The 18,513-nt window shown below is 67.8% G+C and carries 14 protein-coding genes; 6 read left to right on the top strand and 8 right to left on the bottom strand.

Features of this window, described 5'->3' with window-relative positions; translation table 11 throughout:
- Positions 1 to 189 precede the first annotated feature (189 nt).
- A complete protein-coding gene (locus NBV68_RS08545) occupies positions 190 to 3,342 on the top strand; it encodes an autotransporter outer membrane beta-barrel domain-containing protein (RefSeq protein ID WP_296308826.1) in 3,153 nt (1,050 codons plus the stop codon).
- A gap of 58 nt (positions 3,343 to 3,400) precedes the next feature.
- On the opposite strand, the gene NBV68_RS08540 is transcribed toward NBV68_RS08545, so the two are convergent.
- The 8 genes from NBV68_RS08540 to NBV68_RS08505 all read right to left on the bottom strand — a co-directional run bounded on the left by NBV68_RS08540 (position 3,401) and on the right by NBV68_RS08505 (position 12,481).
- Complete coding sequence (locus NBV68_RS08540) at positions 3,401 to 3,730, bottom strand: cytochrome c (RefSeq protein WP_296308825.1); 330 nt, start codon at positions 3,728 to 3,730, stop codon at positions 3,401 to 3,403.
- Positions 3,727 to 4,935 carry a molybdopterin-dependent oxidoreductase gene (locus tag NBV68_RS08535; RefSeq protein ID WP_296308823.1) on the bottom strand — a complete coding sequence of 403 codons (1,209 nt, stop codon included), beginning with the start codon at positions 4,933 to 4,935 and terminating at the stop codon, positions 3,727 to 3,729. Before NBV68_RS08535 ends, NBV68_RS08540 begins: the two co-directional genes overlap by 4 nt.
- Positions 4,932 to 5,555, bottom strand: a complete 624-nt coding sequence (gene ribB, locus NBV68_RS08530) for a 3,4-dihydroxy-2-butanone-4-phosphate synthase (RefSeq protein WP_296308821.1) — start codon at positions 5,553 to 5,555, stop codon at positions 4,932 to 4,934. Before ribB ends, NBV68_RS08535 begins: the two co-directional genes overlap by 4 nt.
- Positions 5,555 to 6,127, bottom strand: a complete 573-nt coding sequence (locus NBV68_RS08525) for an NAD(P)H-dependent oxidoreductase (protein ID WP_296308819.1) — start codon at positions 6,125 to 6,127, stop codon at positions 5,555 to 5,557. The genes ribB and NBV68_RS08525 overlap by 1 nt, the downstream gene beginning before the upstream one ends.
- The gene (locus NBV68_RS08520) at positions 6,124 to 7,614 is read right to left on the bottom strand and encodes a glycerol-3-phosphate dehydrogenase (protein ID WP_296308817.1); all 1,491 of its coding nucleotides are present in this window, start codon (positions 7,612 to 7,614) and stop codon (positions 6,124 to 6,126) included. Before NBV68_RS08520 ends, NBV68_RS08525 begins: the two co-directional genes overlap by 4 nt.
- Positions 7,614 to 8,708: a putative sulfate exporter family transporter gene (locus NBV68_RS08515; protein ID WP_296308815.1), complete on the bottom strand. Its 1,095-nt coding sequence runs from the start codon at positions 8,706 to 8,708 to the stop codon at positions 7,614 to 7,616. Before NBV68_RS08515 ends, NBV68_RS08520 begins: the two co-directional genes overlap by 1 nt.
- 90 nt (positions 8,709 to 8,798) lie before the next feature.
- A complete protein-coding gene (locus NBV68_RS08510) occupies positions 8,799 to 10,064 on the bottom strand; it encodes an MFS transporter (protein WP_296308813.1) in 1,266 nt (421 codons plus the stop codon).
- Between the two features lie 101 nt (positions 10,065 to 10,165).
- Positions 10,166 to 12,481, bottom strand: a complete 2,316-nt coding sequence (locus NBV68_RS08505) for a TonB-dependent receptor (protein ID WP_296308812.1) — start codon at positions 12,479 to 12,481, stop codon at positions 10,166 to 10,168.
- A gap of 165 nt (positions 12,482 to 12,646) precedes the next feature.
- Here NBV68_RS08505 and NBV68_RS08500 point away from each other — a divergent pair, with 165 nt between their 5' ends.
- The 5 genes from NBV68_RS08500 to NBV68_RS08480 all read left to right on the top strand — a co-directional run.
- Entirely contained in the window at positions 12,647 to 14,635 is a 1,989-nt protein-coding gene (locus tag NBV68_RS08500; protein ID WP_296308810.1) for an alpha-glucosidase, read from the top strand.
- Positions 14,632 to 15,639 carry a LacI family DNA-binding transcriptional regulator gene (locus NBV68_RS08495; RefSeq protein WP_296308808.1) on the top strand — a complete coding sequence of 336 codons (1,008 nt, stop codon included), beginning with the start codon at positions 14,632 to 14,634 and terminating at the stop codon, positions 15,637 to 15,639. Before NBV68_RS08500 ends, NBV68_RS08495 begins: the two co-directional genes overlap by 4 nt.
- Positions 15,640 to 15,642: 3 nt before the next feature.
- Positions 15,643 to 16,557: an aldo/keto reductase gene (locus NBV68_RS08490; protein ID WP_296308807.1), complete on the top strand. Its 915-nt coding sequence runs from the start codon at positions 15,643 to 15,645 to the stop codon at positions 16,555 to 16,557.
- Positions 16,558 to 16,609: 52 nt separating this feature from the next.
- Positions 16,610 to 17,695, top strand: coding sequence for an LLM class flavin-dependent oxidoreductase (locus NBV68_RS08485; protein ID WP_296308806.1), 1,086 nt, complete (start codon positions 16,610 to 16,612; stop codon positions 17,693 to 17,695).
- A gap of 210 nt (positions 17,696 to 17,905) precedes the next feature.
- Positions 17,906 to 18,513: acyl-CoA dehydrogenase family protein (locus NBV68_RS08480; RefSeq protein ID WP_296308805.1), on the top strand; the 608-nt coding region annotated here is incomplete at its 3' end.

Below are 18,513 nucleotides of genomic sequence, written 5' to 3'. Positions count from 1 at the left end.
TCGCCGGCGAGGAAGGCAACCGCTTCGCGCTCGGCACACCCTTCGCCACGGGCCGCGCGCAGATCACGCCGTTGCAGCCGCGCACCATTCGCATCGGCTTCGACACGCGCTTCTGATTTTTTTTCCAATTCGCATCAAGGCTGCCTCGCGCGGGCTCCGTCTCCTGTTCGAACGACCAGGAGGACCCCCTTGCTCAACCCCCGCTTGCTTTTCGCCGGAACCGCGCTCGCCACCATCGCCACGCCGTTTCTGGCATCGAAACTGTCCGCGCAGACCGTCATCAACACCGCGCGCACCACGCCGGTAGTCACCTCGACGGTGAACGGCGGCCAGCCTGCCGACGTGCGTATCGAGAGCGCCGGATCGGTCACCGTAACCAGCGGCACCGCGGTGACGGTCGACAGCAACAATTCGGTGACCAATGCGGGCACCATCACGATCAGCAATGCCGACAATGCGACCGGCATTCTGGTGACCGGCGCGCGCACGTCCAACATCACCAATTCGGGCACGATCACCATCGACGAGGCCTATACGCCGACCGACACCGACAATGACGGCGATCTCGACGGGCTCTTCGCGCTCGGCACCGGGCGCACCGCGATCCGCATCGACGGTCCGCTGACCGGTAATCTCGTCCACACCGGCACGATTCTGGTCGAGGGCAACAGCTCGGCCGGCATCCGGGCGAGCGCGCCGATCACCGGGGCGGTCACCATCGAGGGCAAGACCACCGTCACCGGCAACAACTCCGTCGGCGTGGCGCTGGGCGGCGTCACCGGCAATGTCCGGCTGGCGGGCGAGATCACAGTGCGCGGGTCGGCTGCGCAAGGCGCGGTGCTCGGCGGCGACCTTGGCGGGGCGCTGCGCGTCCAGAGCGCGATCACCGCGACCGGCTACCGCACCACCACCTTGCCGACCGACACCTCCAAGCTCGATGCCGACGACCTGCTGCAAGGTGGCAGCGCGCTGGTGATCGAGGGCAATGTCGCGCGCGGCATCATCTTCGAGATCGCGCCGACCGATACCGTCGCCTCCGACAATGACGAGGACGACGACGGGATCGAGGACGCCAAGGAAGGCACCACCCGGATTATCGCCTATGGCGCGGCACCGGCGGTGCAGATCGGCGGAACGACCGATATCGCCATCGGCGCCACCCAGGGGACGGCGGGCCAGTTCGGGATCGTCATGGCCGGCACGATCCTCGGCGACGGGGTCTATCAGGGCGTTAACGCCACCGGCCTGCGGATCGGCGGGCGCGGCGGGGATGTTGCAATCGCCAACGGCATCCAGATCAACGGCCAGATCGGCGGCGCATCGCGTGGGGGCAATGCAACCGCAGTCGAGCTTGCCGCAGGCGCGGCCACGCCGGCGCTGAACAACGCCGGCACCATCGCCGCCACCGTCAGCGGCACCACCGGCACCGGCACGGCAACCGGGGTGCTGATCGGCGCGGACGCCTCGCTTCCCACCTTGCGCAATTCGCGCAGCATCACCGCGACCACGATCAAGGACGGCACCGCCTATGCGATCCGCGACCTTTCGGGCACGCTCGGCCTGATCGAGAACAGCGGCACGATCACCGCGACCGGTGCCGATGCGACCGCAACCCGCAATGTCGCCATCGACTTGTCCGCGCGGACCGGGGACAGCATCGTGCGCCAGACCGTGGTCGCCGCCGGGGTGACCGCGCCGACCATCACCGGCGACATCCGCTTCGGTGGCGGCTCGGATCTGCTCGAACTTGCCGATGGCGGCTTTGCCGGCAATGTCAGCTTCGGCGCGGGCACCAATCGGCTGCTGATGAGCGGCGATGCGGTGATGATCGGCAATGCCGATTTCAGCGGCGGGGCGGGTACGTTGAGCCTTGCGGGCACGGCGGCCTACGCAGGCAGGCTGCTTAATGCGCAGAACGTCTCGGTCAATCTTGGCGGCGGCACTCTGGCGCTCGACGGGCCGACGAGCATCGCCAGCCTTGATGTCGGCGCGAACGGCGTGATCGGCGCGACGCTCGGCGGGGCGGCGGGCACCGGCACCGCGATCACCGTCAGCGGCGCGGCGACCTTCGGCACCGGCACGAAGATCCGCATTCGCCTTGCCGATATCAACACGGCGGTGGGTACCTACACCGTCATTTCGGCAGGCAGTCTTGCGGGCGGGAGCAACCTCACTGCGGATTCGGCGCTGGTGCCGTTCCTCTACAAGGCGGCGCTGGCCGTGAGCGGCAACAACGTCAATGTCGCGATCAGCCGCAAGGCCAACAACGAGCTCGGCCTCAACACCTCGGAAGCCGCTGCTTTCGACGGTCTGTTCGCCGCGTTTTCGAAGGACGCCAAGGTCGCCAACCTGTTCCTCGGCATCAACACCGCCGAGGTGTTCCAGGCCTATGTCGCCCAGACCCTGCCCGACCACGCGGGCGGCAGTTTCGAGGGCCTGAGCCAGGGCCTGCGCGCCTTCGACCGGCATTTCATGGACCCCGATTCGCCCTTCGACGAGGAAGGTAGCTTCCGGATCATCGCGGATTTCGCCAACTGGAATGTCGAGAAGGACCGCGGCCAATCCGCGGCCTTCGACCTCTCCGGTCTGGGCTTCCGCGGGGGGGCGGAATACCTCACCAAGCTGGGCGCCTTCGGGGTGACCGGCAGCTGGCTGTGGAACAAGTACAAGAACGGGCCCTTCGACAACTCCGTGCTGTCCGACAGCTACGAGGTGGGCGCGCATTGGCGTGGGCGTTTCGGACCCGTGATCGCCTTTGCGCGGGCAGGCGCGGGGAAGGCCGACTTCTCGGGCAGCCGCGTCTTTGCAGGGTCAGGCACCGATGCCGCCAATTACACCATCACCCGCGATTGGAAGGGTGACTTCGTCACCGCCACCGGCGGCGCCTCGATCGAAGGCGGCGGGCAGTTCTTCTTCTTCCGCCCCTCGGTGGTGGTGGATTACCTGCGACTGAAGGAGGACGGCTATACCGAGGCGGGCGGCGGCACGGCATTGAACCTCACTGTCGAGGACCGGGCGAGCAAGGAAGTGGGCATCAGCGGCGCGGTGGCCGTCGGCGCCGACCTGTTCGGCATGCAGGCGCGCGATCGCGGCTGGCTGCGGATCGAGGGCGAGGGCGGCTGGCGCGAGCTGCTGACCAGCGACCTTGGCGCCACCCGCGCGCGCTACAACACCGGGCAGCAGTTCACGCTCACCCCCGAAGGGCGCAACAGCGGCTGGTTCGCCCGCACGCGGGTGCTGGGCGGGGACGGCAGCTACAAGATCGCCGGTGAGGTCGGGCTGGAAGAGCAGTTCGGCAATATCGGCTACAGCTTGCGCGCATCCATCCGCCTCGGCTGGTGAGTGTAGCGCGGGTGTCGGCCGGCCTTGCCCCCCCGCATGTCAGGCCGGCACCCAACTGCTAGCGCGACGCCTCGGGCAGGCTCTGCACGTGCATCATGTAGGCGACGATAGCGGGCACCGCCGCCTCGTCGACCGGCGCCTTGTAGAGCTTCCTCATCTTGCCCACGATCGATTCCCACTTCTCGGCCGAGACCTTGGGCTGCTGGAGCATGGTCGAGGGCGAGTGGCAGGCGGTGCAGTTCTCGATCACCGCATCGCGCCCGGGGCCTTCGGGAAGGTCGATCGGGTCATCGGGCAGGGTGATGCTGGCGTCCGCGAAGACGACCTTGGGGGCGCTGTCGCAGCCTGCGAGGGCCAGCGCGAGGATGAGGGCAGCGGCGGCTCTCATTGCGCCCTCAGGGTCATGCGTTCGATGACGTTGCGGGCATAGCCGCTGGGGTTCCAGGCCAGCGCCTCGGGCTGCACCGCGCCGTTCACGTTGCGGGCGCGCACGCCGATGCTCTCGAAGTCGCCCGCGACCTGCGGCAGCTTCACCGACCAGCGGCGGAAGGCAAAGGGGCCTTCGTCGGGGCCAAGGGTGCAGGGGATTTCCCAGCCCTTGCCGACCAGATCGACCCGTTCGAGCGCGGCGTCGCCGCCCATCGCGATCCCGTCGAGAACCAACGGCTTGCCCAGCGCGACCACCTCGCCGTCGCCATGGCTGGTGATGAAGGCGCGCGGGGGCATGGCGGTGACGGGGACGGTGGGGAAGTCCTTGGTTTCAGGCGTGATCGGCTGCGCAGGGATGCGGTAGGAATCGGCGACGTAATAGCTGTCATCCTCGCCGGTCAGCACCTCGATGGTGCTGAGCATCTTGACCCAATAGGTCGAGAACCACCCCGGCACCACGATCCGCAAGGGGAACCCGTGGAGGATCGAGAGCGGCGCGTCGTTCATCCCCCAGGCGACCAGCACGTCGTCGCGCAGCGCGATGTCCATCGGAATGGACTTGATGAACTGCGGCGCGCCATCGGTCAGGGGCACGTCGAGCCCGGCGAAGCGCACGCGCCTGGCCCCGGCGGCGAGGCCCGCCTTGGCGAGAACGTCCTTGAGCCGCACGCCCGTCCACTTCGCGCAGCCCATCGCGCCATTGCCCCACTGGGTGCCGGTGACGCGCGGGCTCGAGAGGCCGCGGCCATTGCCTGCGCACTGGTTGATGGCGACGACTTCCACCGTTTCGCCCGCGGCGGCGATGTCGTTCAGCGTCAGGGAGACGGCGTTCTTGACCGCGCCGCCCACCGCGACCCGGTGTTCGGCGGCCTTCACTTGCGTTGGCATGTCCCAGTTCCAGCGCACGAACATGCGGTCATTGGGGGTGATGATGCCTTCGCGGAACACCTCCATCGGGGTTTCGAGCAGGGGCGGGCGGATGCGCTGGACGATCATCTCGCCCTTGCCGGGAAAGGCGGGCGTGGTGGGTCGCAGGCTCGGCCCGCCGGGGAGCACGAGGTCGATCATCCCGCCTGCCGCCAGCTTCGCCAATGCGGGCGCAGCCAGCGCCGCTGTTCCGGCACCCGCGATCAGCGCGCGGCGGGAAAGCCGCGTTTCGTTCATGCCTTCACGCCCTCCAACCGGGCAATCAGCGCGCCGATGTCGGCCACCGCGAGGCCGTGCGTGGCGATCAATTCGCCGATATCGTCGATCCGCGCCATCTCGCCATCATCGCGCATGATCGAGCAGATCACTGCCGCATCGCCCACGCCGGCAAGGCGCGCAAGGTCGATCGAGGCCTCGCAGGCCGAGGCGCGCTCCAGCACGCCGCCGGCCCGCGCGATCAGCGGGAAGACGTGGCCGGGGGAGTGGATATGCGCATTGGTCGCCCCCTCGGCGATCGCGACGCGCACCGTATGCGCGCGGTCGGCGGCGGAGATGCCGGTCGATACCCCCTCGGCCGCCTCGATCGAGCGGGCGAAGGGCCGCCCGGTCTGGCGCGCGGTGCCGGGGTTGACGAGGCTGAGGCCGAGCTGCTCGGCGCGCTGCGGGGTTACCGCAAGGCAGATCAGCCCGCGGCCATGCGTGGCCATGAAGTTGATCACTTCGGGCGTCACATGGCTGGCCGCGCACATCAGGTCGATGTCCCCGCCGCGCAAGGCATCGCCCGCGATGACGACGATCCGCCCTGCGGTAATCGCCTCCAGCGCGGCCTCAAGCCCGGTGTCGACCGCGGCGCTCATCACGCCAGATCCCTTCCCGCGGCAAAGCTCTTCGCGCCCAGCACCACCTGCTTGCCGACCAGTTCGATCTGCCCGCGGGCGCGCTCGTCGAGGCATTCGCCGTCGGGGGAGAACATGCCCTGATAGGTGCGGATCGTCGCCCCCATCGGGGTCGGCCAGCCGCGCAGGGCATGGGTGATCGCGCGCATGGTGAGCAGGGTGCTCATCGAGGCCTGATCGCCGAAGGCGGTGGCGATCAGGCCCACCGCGCGGCCATCGAGATAGGGCCGCTCGTCGCGCGCGAGGTCTTCGAGGTAATCGAGCGCGTTCTTGACCACGCCCGAGATCGTGCCGTGATAGCCGGGCGCGGCGACCAGCAGGCCGTCTGCCGCGCGCACGGCTTCGACCATCTCCGCGCCCCATGTCGCATCGTGGCCGGGGCCGCGATAATGGGGCAGGGCGGACAGATATTCGCCGCCGAACACGGTCACCTCCGCCCCTTCGCCCGCCGCGATGGTCCCGGCCAGGCGCAGCGCCTGCTCGGTCGAGGAGCCGGGATTGACCGTGCCGCCAAGGGCTACGATTCGGGTCATTGGAGAGGGGTCCTTTCGGTGAGATAGGCAGCCAGAAGCGCGGTCTGTTCGGGCGTGAAGTGCAGGCCGAGCTTAGTGCGGCGCCACAGGATGTCGTCGGCCGTCCGCGCCCATTCACGGGTGACGAGATAGTCGACCTCGGCAGCGGTCAGACCGTGGCCGAAATCCGCGCCGAGGTCGGCGGCGCTGGCCGCATCGCCGAGGAAATCCAGGGCGCAGGTGCCATAAAGGCGGATCAGCCGCTGCGCCTCGCGCGGGGACAGGAAGGGGTAGCGCGCGCCAAGTTCGACGATCTTCGCCCCCGCTTCGGTCATGCCGAAATCGCCGCCGGGAAGGTATGCGCCGCCGGTCCAGTCCTTGCCATCCAGCACGGGGAGGAAGGGGGCGAGCCGTTCCACCGCCTCGGCCGCAAGGTGGCGGTAAGTGGTGATCTTGCCGCCGAACACCGATAGCAGCGGCGCGGTTCCATCCGCCCCGCCGTCGACCTCGAAGCGGTAGCCGCGCGTCGCCGCCTCGGGCTTGCCCGAGCCGTCATCGACCAGCGGGCGCACCCCGGAATAGGTCCAGACAACGTCTGCAGGGGTGACGGGCGTGCGGAAATATTCCGAGGCGCCCTCGCAAAGATAGGCGATTTCCTCTGCGCTCGCCTCCACCGCGTCGAGCCCGGCCTTGTGGTCGACATCGGTGGTGCCGATCAGGGTGAAGTCGCTTTCGTAGGGAATGGCGAAGAAGATCCGCCCGTCGGGCAGCTGGAAGAAATAGGCATAATCGTGATCGAACAGCTTGCGGACGACGATGTGCGAGCCGCGCACCAGCCGCATCTTCTGCGCCGAGGGCTCGCCAGCGCGGCCGAGCAGGTCGAGGACGCGCGGGCCCGCGGCGTTGACGACTGCGCGGGCGCGGAAGGTCTCAGCCCCGGCTTCGATGCGCCACAGGTCGTCCTCTCGGGTCAGTGCCGTCACCTCGCAGCGGGTGCGCACCTCGGCGCCGCGATCTGCCGCGTCGCGGGCGTTGAGGATGACGAGCCGCGCATCGTCCACCCAGCCATCCGAATAGGCGAAGGCGCGGGAGTATCCCCGCTTCAGCGGCGCGCCTGCGGGGTGGCGCGTCAGGTCGACGCTCTCGGCCGCCGGAAGCCGCTTGCGGCCGCCGATATGGTCGTAGAGGAACAGCCCGAGCCGCAGCAGCCAGCGCGGGCGCAGGCCGGGGCGGTGGGGGAGGATGAAGCGCAGCGGCCAGATGATGTGCGGCGCGATCCCCCACAGCACCTCGCGCTCGGACAGGGACTCGCGCACCAGGGCGAATTCGTAATGCTCAAGGTAGCGCAGGCCGCCATGGATCAGCTTGGTGGAGTTCGACGACGTGCCTGTCGCAAGGTCGCCCCGCTCGAGCAGCAGCACGCGCGCCCCGCGCCCCGCCGCATCGCGCGCGATCCCGGCGCCGTTGACGCCGCCGCCGATCACCGCAAGATCGTAGGTCTGCTCCATCAGATCACCCACTGTGCATAGGCAAGCGCCACCGCGAGGCTGGCGATGGTCGCCGCCAGCACCGGCATCACCGCCCGCCAGCCGAGGCCTAGCAACAGATCGGTGCGGGTGCGCATCGCGGTCGCCGTAACCGCGAGGAGCAGCAATGTCTTGGACAAAGTCAGCGCATGGGCGGCGAGCTCCGGCGGCACCGGGACGAGCGAGTTGACCCCCACCAGCGCGAGGAAGGCGAGGATGAAGCCCGGCAGCACCGGCACCCGCGCGCGGCCGACCCCGGCGGGCAGCGGCTCGGCGCGTGCGATCCACAAGGCGGCGAGCGTCACCAGCGGGGCGAGCAGGGCGACACGGGTGAGCTTCACCACCGTCGCCTGCGCGCCTGCCGCGTCCGAGACCGCAAAGCCTGCGCCGATCGCCTGCGCGACGTCATGGATCGAGGCCCCCACCAGAAATCCGGCCTGCGCGTCGGTGAAGCCGAGCATCGTGGTGAGCGGCGGATAGGTGACGAGCGCGATGGCGCTGGCGGCGGCAAGGATCACCAGCGTCAGGGTGAAGAGCGACTGGTCGATCCGCTCGCGCCCGATCACGCCGTAAAGCGCCAGCGCGGCCGAGGCGCCGCAGATCGCGGTCGCCCCGCCGCCGAGCAGGCCGATCGCGGGGCTCTGCCCGGTCGCGCGCGCGGCGGCCAGCGCAGCGATCAGCGCCGAGCCCATGACGAGGGCGAGCCCGGCGAAAGGCACGATCCCCATTGCAGCGACCTGCATCGCGGTGACCTGAAAGCCGAGCAGCACGATCCCGGCGCGAAGGCCATGGCGGCTGGCTGCGTCGAGCCCGTCATGGGTGCGCGGATCGGCGGCGGCGAAATTGACGGCAAGGCCGATTAGCAGCCCCGCCAGAATGATCGGCACCCCGTAATTCTGCGCCAGCCACGCTGCCGCCGCGCCCGCTATCGCGCTGATCGCAAGGCCCGGGACGAAGCGCGACAGCGGCTTGCGCGCGCCGCGCGCGGCTTCGGAAGCGGCGCTGTCGGCGAGCATGATCTCGCCGAACAGATCGCCGGCATAGGCCTCGAAATCGGGGCGGGAGCCTTGCTTCATGGCCTCGCGGAGCTGCCCTCATGCATCACGTATGTCTCACGGTGTCACAAGCCTACCGCGCGGCCCCTCCGATTGCAACCTTGCAGGGGATCAGGCGAACACGTCTTCGCTGGCCTCGGGTCGGCGGATCTCGGGGAGCAGCAGCTGGAACCACGCCAGCGCAATCAGGTAGGATGCCGCCGCGAAGGCGAACAGCGGCCCGTAGCCAAGCCCCGCATCGAGCACGCGGCCCGCCACAAGGCTGATCGCCACCCCGCCCATATTACCCATGAAGGCGCCGAACGCCGTCACCCGCCCGACCTTCTCCCCCGGCACCACGTCGGTGATGGTCGAGAACAGCGAGAGCGAGAAGCCTTGATGCCCGGCCATCACGACCCCGATCATGACAGCCACCGGCCAGAAGGAATCGAGCGCGAGCACCAGCGGCAGCGGCAGCACGATCAGCGCGCAGACCAGCATCACGCCCTTGCGCACGCGGTTGGGGCTCCACCCCGCCTCGAGCAGGCGGGTCGAGATCCACCCGGCAAGCAGCGCGCCGAGCCCCGATCCGGCAAAGGCGATGGCGAGCGGCACCGCCAGCTCCAGGGTCGATAGGCCGAACTGCTTGCGGTAGTAATCCGCCAGCCAGAAATTGATGAACCACCAGGTCATGTCCGACAGAGCTTTGGCGACGACGATTGCCCAGGTCTGGCGGTTCAGCAGGATCGCGCCGTATGGCGCGCCCCCGACACCGACGGCAGTCGCCTCAGTCGCCGCTGCGGCATTGAGGCCGGCGACGCCGCGCGCGAGCCACATCCAGGCGAGCAAGGACACGAAGCCGCCGATCCCGCCCGCCACCAGCGCGCCGCGCCAGCCCACGCTCAGCGCCAGCGCCGGGATAAGGAAGGGCATCGCGATCGTCCCCGCGCCTGCCAGCATGGTCGCAAAGCCGAAGGCGAAGCTGCGCTTGTCGGGCGGGAACAGCGTTGCGACGGTCTTGATCGTAAGCGGCGTCTGCACCGCCTCGGTCACGCCCAGCCCGACCCGCGCCGCGACCACCTGCCAGGTGGTGAGCGCCCAGCCATGCGCCATCGCGGCGAAGCTCCACGCGCTCGCGCCGACCTGCATCGAACGGTTGACCCCGAGCCGGTCGACCAGCCAGCCGGTGAACAGGAAGGCAAAGGCGGCCGAGAACTGCGTGACTGCGGCCAGATCGCCGAAGTCGCTGTCGGTCCAGCCGAAATCCTCCATCATGTCGGGCTTGAGGATCGCGATGATCGGCCGGTCCATCGCGTTGAACACCCCCGCGATGCACAGCACGGTGAACAGCGACCAGCGCAGGCGCGCAGTTATGGGCGTGGAGTGGTCAGCGGCCATCGCAGGTTCCTAAAGCGGGCGGCAGGGGCAGGGCAAGGGCGAGACAAGAAGGGCCGCCGGATCGCTCCGACGGCCCCCTGATGTTCACGAGCCCAAGCGGATCAGCGCGTCCGCACGCGCAGTGACACGCCGAAATAGCGATCCGCGTCGCGCGGGATCTGCAGGCGGCGGCCGTTCTCGATGTTGAGCAGCACGTAGCTTTCATCCGCGATGTTGCGGGCGTGGAAGGTCACGCGGTACTTGTCGTCCGGGTCCGAGAAGCCAAGCGAGGCGTTCCAGATGCCGTAGGGGTCAATGATCGTCGAAGCCTGCTGGCCAAGGTCCGAATACTGCGTGCTGGTGTGGCGGTAATCGGTGTTGAGGTACATCGTCACCGGCCCGAGCTCGCGGGTGTAGTCCCCGCCGATGGTGTAGACGAACTTCGGCGCGAGCGGCAGCACGGTGCCGTTGCGCGCGTCGGGCGCGTTGGTGGTGGGGTTGGGGTTGAACGCCTTGACCCGCGCGTCGGCATAGGCTGCGCTGGCGCGCAGGTTGAGGCCGTCGATGGGGTTGACGATCAGGTCGGCCTCGAAGCCTTCGCTCTTGACCGTGCCCGCGTTGGTCAGGTTCGAGATCGTCGCGCCGTTGACCACGATGAAGTTGTTCGCCTGAAACCCGTCATACTCGACCGTGAAGGCCGCAAGGTTGAGCTGCACGCGGTTGTCGAGGAACTGCGACTTCACCCCGATCTCGAAGCTGTCCGACAGCTCCTCGGAAATCGGAACGGCGTTGTTGGGCGCGGTGTGGTTGAAGAACACGTTGAACGCCGGACCCTTGTAGCCGCGGGTGTAGGACCCGTAGAGCATGATGTCCTCGGTCGGCTTGAACTGGATCGCGGCGCGGCCCGACAGGTTGCCGTTGGTGGTCTCGCCGCGGCTGGTGTTGGTGCCGTTGCCGCCGTTGGCGATGAGGCCGCCGGCAGGGTTGGCGACCACGCCCGGGCCGGTCGCGGGCAGGCCGGTGGTGGCATTGACGCCGGGCGCGCGGATGTGAACGAATTGCAGATCATCCCAGGTGTAGCGCAGTCCGCCGGTCAGCGAGAGCTGATCGGTGATCTCGTAGGTCGCCTGACCGAACAGCGCGTAGTTCACCGACCGCACTTCCGAGCGCGAGGTGGCGAAGGGGAACAGCGTGTTGACGGTGTCGTTCAAATTGCACGGGATCGCCCCGCCCGGCAGCGCCGCGAGGTTCGAGGTGGTGCAGGTGATGTTGCGGCGGGTGAAATCCTGCGTGTTGTCCGATTGCCAGGCGAAGGCGCCGACCTGATAGTGGAAGGCCTTCGACTGGTCGGAGGCGAGGCGGATTTCGGCCGAGACCTGCTCGGTCTTGACCACGCCGAGGTCATGCAGCTGGCCCGCGCCGACGATCGCGCGCGGCAGGAAGTCGCCCTCGCGGTTCTCGGTGTTCTCCCAGTTGCGATAGCCGAGCACGATGCTGAGCGTGTGGGTGTCGGTGATGTCGAAATCGCCGGTGCCGGTCAGGCTCCACTGCTGGTCCTCGGTGCTAGTGACGAGGTCGTTGTTGATGAAACGCTGGTCCTCGCCCAGCGCCACGCCGCCCGGCAGCGCGAGCAGTGCGTCCTGCACCGCGCCGCGGCTGGCGCCGGTCACGTCGACGCAGCAATCGTCGTCGGCCTTGTAGTAGTCCGCGATCAGGCGGACCTTGTTGGCGCCGTCGTCGTAATCCATGATGCCGCGCACGCCGTAGCGCTCGTAGCCGTTGACCTGCTCGTTGCGGCCACCGAAGATATTGGTGATGTTGCCGTCATAGCTGCCGTAGAAGCCGGTCAGGCGGGCGCTGAGGTTCTCGCCGATCGGGCCGCTGATGGCGGCGCGCAGGCGGTATTCCTCGCCCTCGAACCAGTCGGCGTTGAACTCGGCCTCGAGCGTGTCGGTGCCGCCCTTCGAGACGATGTTGACGAGGCCGGCGCTCGCGTTGCGGCCGAACAGCGTGCCCTGCGGACCGCGCAGCACTTCAAGCCGCTGGATGTCGACGAGGTCCATGAAGGCCTGGCCCGAACGGCTCAGCACCACGCCGTCGACAACGGTGGACACAGAAGGCTCGGCCGCGACCGAGAAGGTGATGGTGCCGACGCCGCGCATCACGATCGCAGAGTTGGCGCTGGTGGTGCCCTTGCGGAAGGTCACCGAGGGCACGACGGTCGAGATGTTCTCGAGGCTGATGACGCCCGCCTGCTGCAGACGGTCGCCCGATACCGCGGAGATCGCGATCGGCACGTCCTGGACGTTTTCCTCGACTTTCTGGGCGGTGACGATGATTTCCTCGACCTGCGCCAGCGCCGGAGCGGCGGTGGCGAAAGCGAGCGAGCTGGCCGACAGGGCCAGCGCCTTGATGGCAAAACGGGTGGTGGCGGACATGATGGTTCTCTCCCCTCTGATCACGATCAACTCTTTCGGACGGTGGCTTGCGACCCGGTCCGTGCGGTCGATCTTTGGCCTGTCGGGTTGCGCTTTCCGCTGCATTCTGTCAAGCGGTGTCAGAACGGGCCAAGGGACAGCCCGGGACAAGGATGCGGGTTAGGGATGGTGCGGCTGGAGCCGGAAGAGGGGGGCGTGACGTTGCGGCTGGCAGGCCGTGCGGTGCTCCGCCATGCTCCAGATTGCCCTGCGATTTCCGTGGCTTCGGGCGCGCCACAGGTCACCATGGTGCGCGGCAATTTTCGGCTTTCCGACGATGCTGTGGCAGCGATGCCACTGTGCGGGGCAGAAGTGGATGGAACGGGCGGCGCGGTGCTGGCGAGCACCGATGGCAGCGTCAAGGTCGCCATTTCACTTGCGCCGGACGCATCACGGCTGACGCTCACGGCGCTCTCGGGTCACGACCGCATGACCATATACCTCACGCTCGCTCCTGACGACATTCTTTGGGGCGGGGGCGAGCAGATGAGCTACCTTGCCCTCAATGGCCGCAATTTCCCGATCTGGACCAGCGAGCCCGGCGTCGGGCGCGAACCCGGCACGCCGCTCACCGATTCTGCGAGCGCGGACGGGAGCTTTGCGGGCGGGGATTACTGGACGACCAACTACCCCGAGCCCACCGTGCTGTGCTCGGGCGGCTGGGCGATCAGCCTCGCCAATGCCGAATATGTGGAACTCGATGCGCGCGAGGAAGGCCGCCTGCGCATCCACGTGTGGTCGGGCGAGGTCGCCATCGACCTGTTCGAGGGTGCGCCCGCGGACCTGACCCGCCAGCTGGCCGCGCGCTTCGGCCCCCGCCAAGCGCTGCCCGACTGGGCGATCGGCGGGGCGGTGGTGGGCCTCAAGCAGGGCGAAGCCTCGTTCGAGCGCCTCGAAAAGCTGATCGACGCGGGCGCGGCCGTCTCGGGCCTGTGGTGCGAGGACTGGGTCGGCATCCGCGAGACCAGCTTCGGCCGCCGGCTGTTCTGGGACTGGCAGTGGAACGCGGAGCGCTACCCCGATCTGCCCGCCCGCATCGCCGCATTGAAGGCCCGCGGCATCCGCTTCCTCGGCTATGTGAACCCCTACCTCGCGGTCGACGGCCCGCTCTACCCGGAAGCCGCCGCCAAGGGCTACTTCGCCCGGGAGCTGGAGAGCGACGCCCCCTACCTCGTCGACTTCGGCGAGTTTCACGCAGGGGTGGTCGATTTCACCAACCCCGCCGCTTGCCACTGGTTCGCCGAGGAGGTGATCGGCAAGCGGATGCTCGATTTCGGGCTCGATGGCTGGATGGCGGATTTCGGTGAATACCTGCCGACCGACCTGCGCCTGTTCGATGGCGACCCGATGCAGGAACACAACCGCTGGCCGGTCCGCTGGGCCGAGGTCAATGCGCGGGCCGTCGCCTCGCGCGGCAAGACCGGCGATGTGCTGTGGTTCATGCGGGCAGGCCACAAGGGGGTGCAGGCGCATTGCCCGCTCTTGTGGGCGGGCGACCAGTCGGTCGATTTCAGCCGCCATGACGGCATCGGCACGGTCGTCACCGCCGCGCTGTCATCGGGGCTGGTGGGCAATGCCTTCAGCCATTCGGATGTCGGTGGTTACACCAGCCTGTTCGGCAATGTCCGCAGCGAGGAGCTGATGCTGCGCTGGTACGAGCTCGGCGCCTTCAGTCCCGTCTTCCGCACCCACGAAGGCAACCGCCCGGACGAAAACCTCCAGATCGACTCCACGCCTGCGCTGATAGAGGGCTTCGTCCGTTGGAGCCGGGTGCACACGGCCCTCGCGCCCTATGTCCGCCACCTCGTCGCCGAGGCGCAGGCCGCCGGGCTTCCCGCGCAGAGCGCCCTGTTCCTGCACCACCCCGAGGATCGCGAGACCTTCACGATACAGGATCAGTATCTCTATGGTGCTGATCTGATGGTGGCACCGGTGATCGAAGCGGGGGCGGACATGCGACAAGTCTATCTGCCGCAAGGCATCTGGCGGCACATCTGGAGCGGCGCAGACTATGCGCCCGGCTGGCATGAAGTGCCTGCGCCGATCGGTGAGCCTGCGGTTTTCTACCGCGAGGGCAGCCCCTTCGCGCCGCTGTTCGCGGAGCTTGCGCAATGAGCCGCGCCAACATCAAGGACGTCGCCGCGCGTGCCGGGGTCGCGGTCAAGACCGTCAGCCGCGTGCTCAACGGCCACCCCTATGTCAGCGCGGAACTGAAGGCGCGGGTCGAAACCGCGATGGCCGAACTCGATTACCGCCCCTCGGTGGCCGCGCGCATCCTGTCGGGCGCCAAGTCGGGGCAGGTCGCGCTGATCTACGACAATCACAGCCCCTATTACATGTTTCAGATCCAGAAGGGCTGCTGGGAGGTGTGCCACGAGGCCGGCATCCGCCTGCTCGCCCAGCCGGTCGACGTTGCAGATCCGCGCGTCGGCGATCAGGTGCGCGGGCTGGTGAGCGAGACCCATGTCGACGGCATCATCCTCTCCTCCCCCGTCACCGACTGCGATCCCGTGCTGCGCGCATTGGAGACGATGGACGTGCCCTTCGTGCGCATCTCGCCCGGCACGAACCACGCGCTCACTTCATCCGTGTTCATGGACGACGCGCAGGCCGCCGACGACCTGACCACGCACCTCATCAACGCCGGACACCGCCGGATCGGGTTCATCAAGGGCCACACCAACCACATGGCCTCCGACGACCGCCTGTTCGGCTACCGCCGCGCTTTGGACCGCGTCGGCATCCCCTTTGAACCGCAACTGGTGGTCGACGGTGCGTTCGACTTCGACAGCGGCGTGGCCGGCGCGCGGGCCTTGCTCGATCAACCCTCCCGGCCCACCGCGATCTTCGCCTCGAACGACGACATGGCCGCAGGCGTCCTCGCCGTGGCGCATGACCGCGGGATCAATGTGCCCGCCGAGCTGTCGGTGACCGGCTTCGACGACACCACGCTGGCGCGCACCGTGTGGCCGCCGCTGACCACCATCCGTCAGCCAATGGCCGATCTGGCGCGCACCGCCACGCAAATCCTGATCGCGGGCGGGGACATCACCCACAAGCGCCTGCCCCATGAACTCGTCGAGCGCGCCTCGGTCGCTCCCCCCAAGAGGAACCCCTGAGACATGAGTGAACTGCCCCTGCCGCCTGCAACCCGCCGCCTCGGCCTGAGCGATATCGAGGTCTCGCCCATCGCCTGGGGCATGTGGCGCCTCGCCGAGAACGGCCGCACGGTCGCCGATGCGGCCAAGCTGGTGCACGCAGCGCTGGATGCGGGGATCACCTTCCTCGACACCGCCGATATCTACGGCTTCGACGGCACCTCCGGCTTCGGCGATGCCGAGGCGCTGCTGGGCGAGGTGCTGGCCGCCGAGCCGGGCCTGCGGGACAAGATGGTGCTGGCGACCAAGGGCGGCATCCTCCCCCCGCTCCCCTATGATCAGAGCCCGGATTACCTGAAGAAGGCGATCGACGATTCTCTGCGGCGCTTGCAGGTGGACTCGGTCGACCTGTGGCAGATCCATCGCCCCGATATCCTCACCCACCCGCAGGAAGTGGCACGGGCGCTCGACGATGCGGTGGCGAGCGGCAAGGTGCGCACGCTCGGCGTGTCGAACTTCACGATGTTCCAGCTTCCGGCGCTGGCGAAGTTTCTCGACAACAAGCTGGTCAGCACCCAGCCCGAAATCAGCCCGTTGCGGATCGATTGTTTCGAGAATGGGCAGCTTGATCAGGCGATGGCCTTCGGCCTCACCCCGCTGGCGTGGTCGCCGCTCGGCGGCGGGCGCTTGGCGGCGCCGGAGACCGCGCGTGACAAGGCTGTTGCCGCCGCGCTCGACACCGTGGCCGAGGCGCAAGGCGTCTCGCGTACGGTCTGTGCCTATAGCTGGCTGATGGCGCACCCGGCGGGGATCATCCCGATCATCGGCTCGCAGAACGAAAGCCGCATCGCCGAGGGCGCCGAGGCGCTCAAGGTGCGCTGGACGCGGCAGGATTGGTACGCGGTGCTGGTAGCGGCGCGCGGGGTGCCGCTGCCCTAAGGCGAAAGGTTCGGGGGCACGAACAGACAAGTTTGGACGAGGAACGGATAGAATGACCCAGCAATGCGAAATCGCGTGGTTCTCCGCGCTATGCGACGATGACTACGAGTTCCTCGGCGTCCCCGATCCCTATCTCCAATCGAGCTGGGAGCATTGCCGCAATCTCGTGATGCGCGCCGAGGAAGGCGGGTTCGACAATATCCTGCTGCCCTCGGGCTATCAGCTGGGTGTCGACACCACGATCTTCGCCGCCGCAGTGGCGACGCAGGTCAAGCGCATCAAGCTGCTCTGGGCAACCCGCATGGGCGAAGACTGGCCGCCGCAGCTGGCGCGCCGGATCGCCACGCTCGACCGTATCCTCGGCCCGAACGCGGCGGGGACGGGCGGGCGTTTGAACGTCAACATCATCTCCTCGGACATGCCGGGCGAGAAGATCGAAAGCGGCCCGCGCTACCGCCGCGGCACCGAGATCATGAAGATCGTCAAGACGTTGCTCAATGGCGAGCATCTCGATTTCGACGGCGAGTTCTACAATCTGAAGCTCGATCCGCCGCGCATCACGACGCTCAGCGGCAAGTGCCCGCCGTTCTACTTCGGCGGCCTCAGCCACGAAGCGCGCGAATGTGCGGCCGAGGCGGCGGATGTCTACCTGATGTGGCCCGACACGATGGACAAGGTCCGCGAGAACATCGCCGACTTGAAGGCGCGCGCTGCCAATTATGGCCGCACCCTCAAGTTCGGCTACCGCGTCCACGTGATTGTGCGCGAGACCGAGGACGAGGCGCGCCAATACGCCGACCGCCTGCTCTCGAAGCTCGACGACGAGGCTGGCCGGGCGATCCGCGAGAAGTCGCTCGACGCCAAGAACTACGGCGTCCAGCGCCAGCAGGAGCTGCGCGGCGCGGCGGACGGCGACGGCTTCGTCGAGGAGAACCTGTGGACCGGCATCGGCCGCGCGCGTTCGGGCTGCGGGGCGGCGATCGTCGGCACGCCCGACCAGGTGCTCGCCAAGCTGCGCGCCTATCAGGCCGAAGGGATCGAGGCCTTCATCCTCTCGGGCTACCCGCACATGCAGGAGGCGGACCTGTTCGCCCGCCATGTGCTGCCGCATATCACCCACGGCCCGTTGGAGATGTGAGGCAAGTCCGGGGGGTTGAGTCGCACGGCGATTCCCTCCCCGTTGCACGGTCGTTGTCGCATCATCGGCGGGTCATTTGCTGTTTCACGTGAAACATGACGCTAGGGCGCGGCGGCTCTGAGGCACTCGGTGCCAATTGCCTCTTTTCCGCGTCCGCGCGCCGTGACAAAGCGTATTTCAACGCGGCAAAAGCAGTCTGGAGAGAGACCTATGAACCTCGAATTCACCCCCGAAGAGCAGGCCTTCCGCGAAGAGGTCCGCACCTTCATCGCCGAAAACTATCCCAAGCACCTCGCCGATTTCGGCATGCGCGAGGACATGGCGCGCGAGGACTTCATCGCGTGGCACAAGATCCTCGGCGCGAAGGGTTGGTCGGTCCCCGCATGGCCGGTCGAATATGGCGGCACCGGCTGGACGCCGACCCAGCGCTACATATGGTCGGAAGAGAACGCCCGCGTGAACGCGCTGATGCCGCTGCCCTTCGGCGTCTCGATGGTCGGCCCGGTGATTTACACCTTCGGCAATGAAGAGCAGAAGGCCAAGCATCTTCCCGGCATCCGCAGCGGCGAGGTGTGGTGGTGTCAGGGCTATTCGGAACCGGGCGCGGGCTCGGACCTCGCCAGCCTCAAGACCACTGCGGTGCGTGACGGCGATCACTACGTCATCAACGGCCAGAAGACCTGGACGACGCTCGCCCAGCACGCCGACTGGGGCTTCTTCCTGTGCCGCACCGATCCCACCGCCAAGGCGCAGGAGGGGATCAGCTTCATCCTCGTCGACATGAAGACGCCGGGCGTGGAAGTGAAGCCGATCAAGCT

It is taken from the genome of Erythrobacter sp., assembly GCF_023653175.1.
Taxonomy (GTDB): domain Bacteria; phylum Pseudomonadota; class Alphaproteobacteria; order Sphingomonadales; family Sphingomonadaceae; genus Erythrobacter.
The sequence above is the reverse complement of the archived record's forward strand: the minus strand, read 5'-3'. Positions and strand labels throughout refer to the sequence as shown.

What these genes read in the sequence shown, in the direction of transcription:
- NBV68_RS08535 (WP_296308823.1), bottom strand. Translation starts at nt 4,935, where the DNA reads ATGAACGAAACGCGGCTTTCCCGCCGCGCGCTGATCGCGGGTGCCGGA.
- NBV68_RS08500 (WP_296308810.1), top strand. Translation starts at nt 12,647, where the DNA reads ATGGTGCGGCTGGAGCCGGAAGAGGGGGGCGTGACGTTGCGGCTGGCA.
- NBV68_RS08515 (WP_296308815.1), bottom strand. Translation starts at nt 8,708, where the DNA reads ATGAAGCAAGGCTCCCGCCCCGATTTCGAGGCCTATGCCGGCGATCTG.
- ribB (WP_296308821.1), bottom strand. Translation starts at nt 5,555, where the DNA reads ATGAGCGCCGCGGTCGACACCGGGCTTGAGGCCGCGCTGGAGGCGATT.
- NBV68_RS08505 (WP_296308812.1), bottom strand. Translation starts at nt 12,481, where the DNA reads ATGTCCGCCACCACCCGTTTTGCCATCAAGGCGCTGGCCCTGTCGGCC.
- NBV68_RS08490 (WP_296308807.1), top strand. Translation starts at nt 15,643, where the DNA reads ATGAGTGAACTGCCCCTGCCGCCTGCAACCCGCCGCCTCGGCCTGAGC.
- NBV68_RS08525 (WP_296308819.1), bottom strand. Translation starts at nt 6,127, where the DNA reads ATGACCCGAATCGTAGCCCTTGGCGGCACGGTCAATCCCGGCTCCTCG.
- NBV68_RS08510 (WP_296308813.1), bottom strand. Translation starts at nt 10,064, where the DNA reads ATGGCCGCTGACCACTCCACGCCCATAACTGCGCGCCTGCGCTGGTCG.
- NBV68_RS08495 (WP_296308808.1), top strand. Translation starts at nt 14,632, where the DNA reads ATGAGCCGCGCCAACATCAAGGACGTCGCCGCGCGTGCCGGGGTCGCG.
- NBV68_RS08540 (WP_296308825.1), bottom strand. Translation starts at nt 3,730, where the DNA reads ATGAGAGCCGCCGCTGCCCTCATCCTCGCGCTGGCCCTCGCAGGCTGC.
- NBV68_RS08485 (WP_296308806.1), top strand. Translation starts at nt 16,610, where the DNA reads ATGACCCAGCAATGCGAAATCGCGTGGTTCTCCGCGCTATGCGACGAT.
- NBV68_RS08520 (WP_296308817.1), bottom strand. Translation starts at nt 7,614, where the DNA reads ATGGAGCAGACCTACGATCTTGCGGTGATCGGCGGCGGCGTCAACGGC.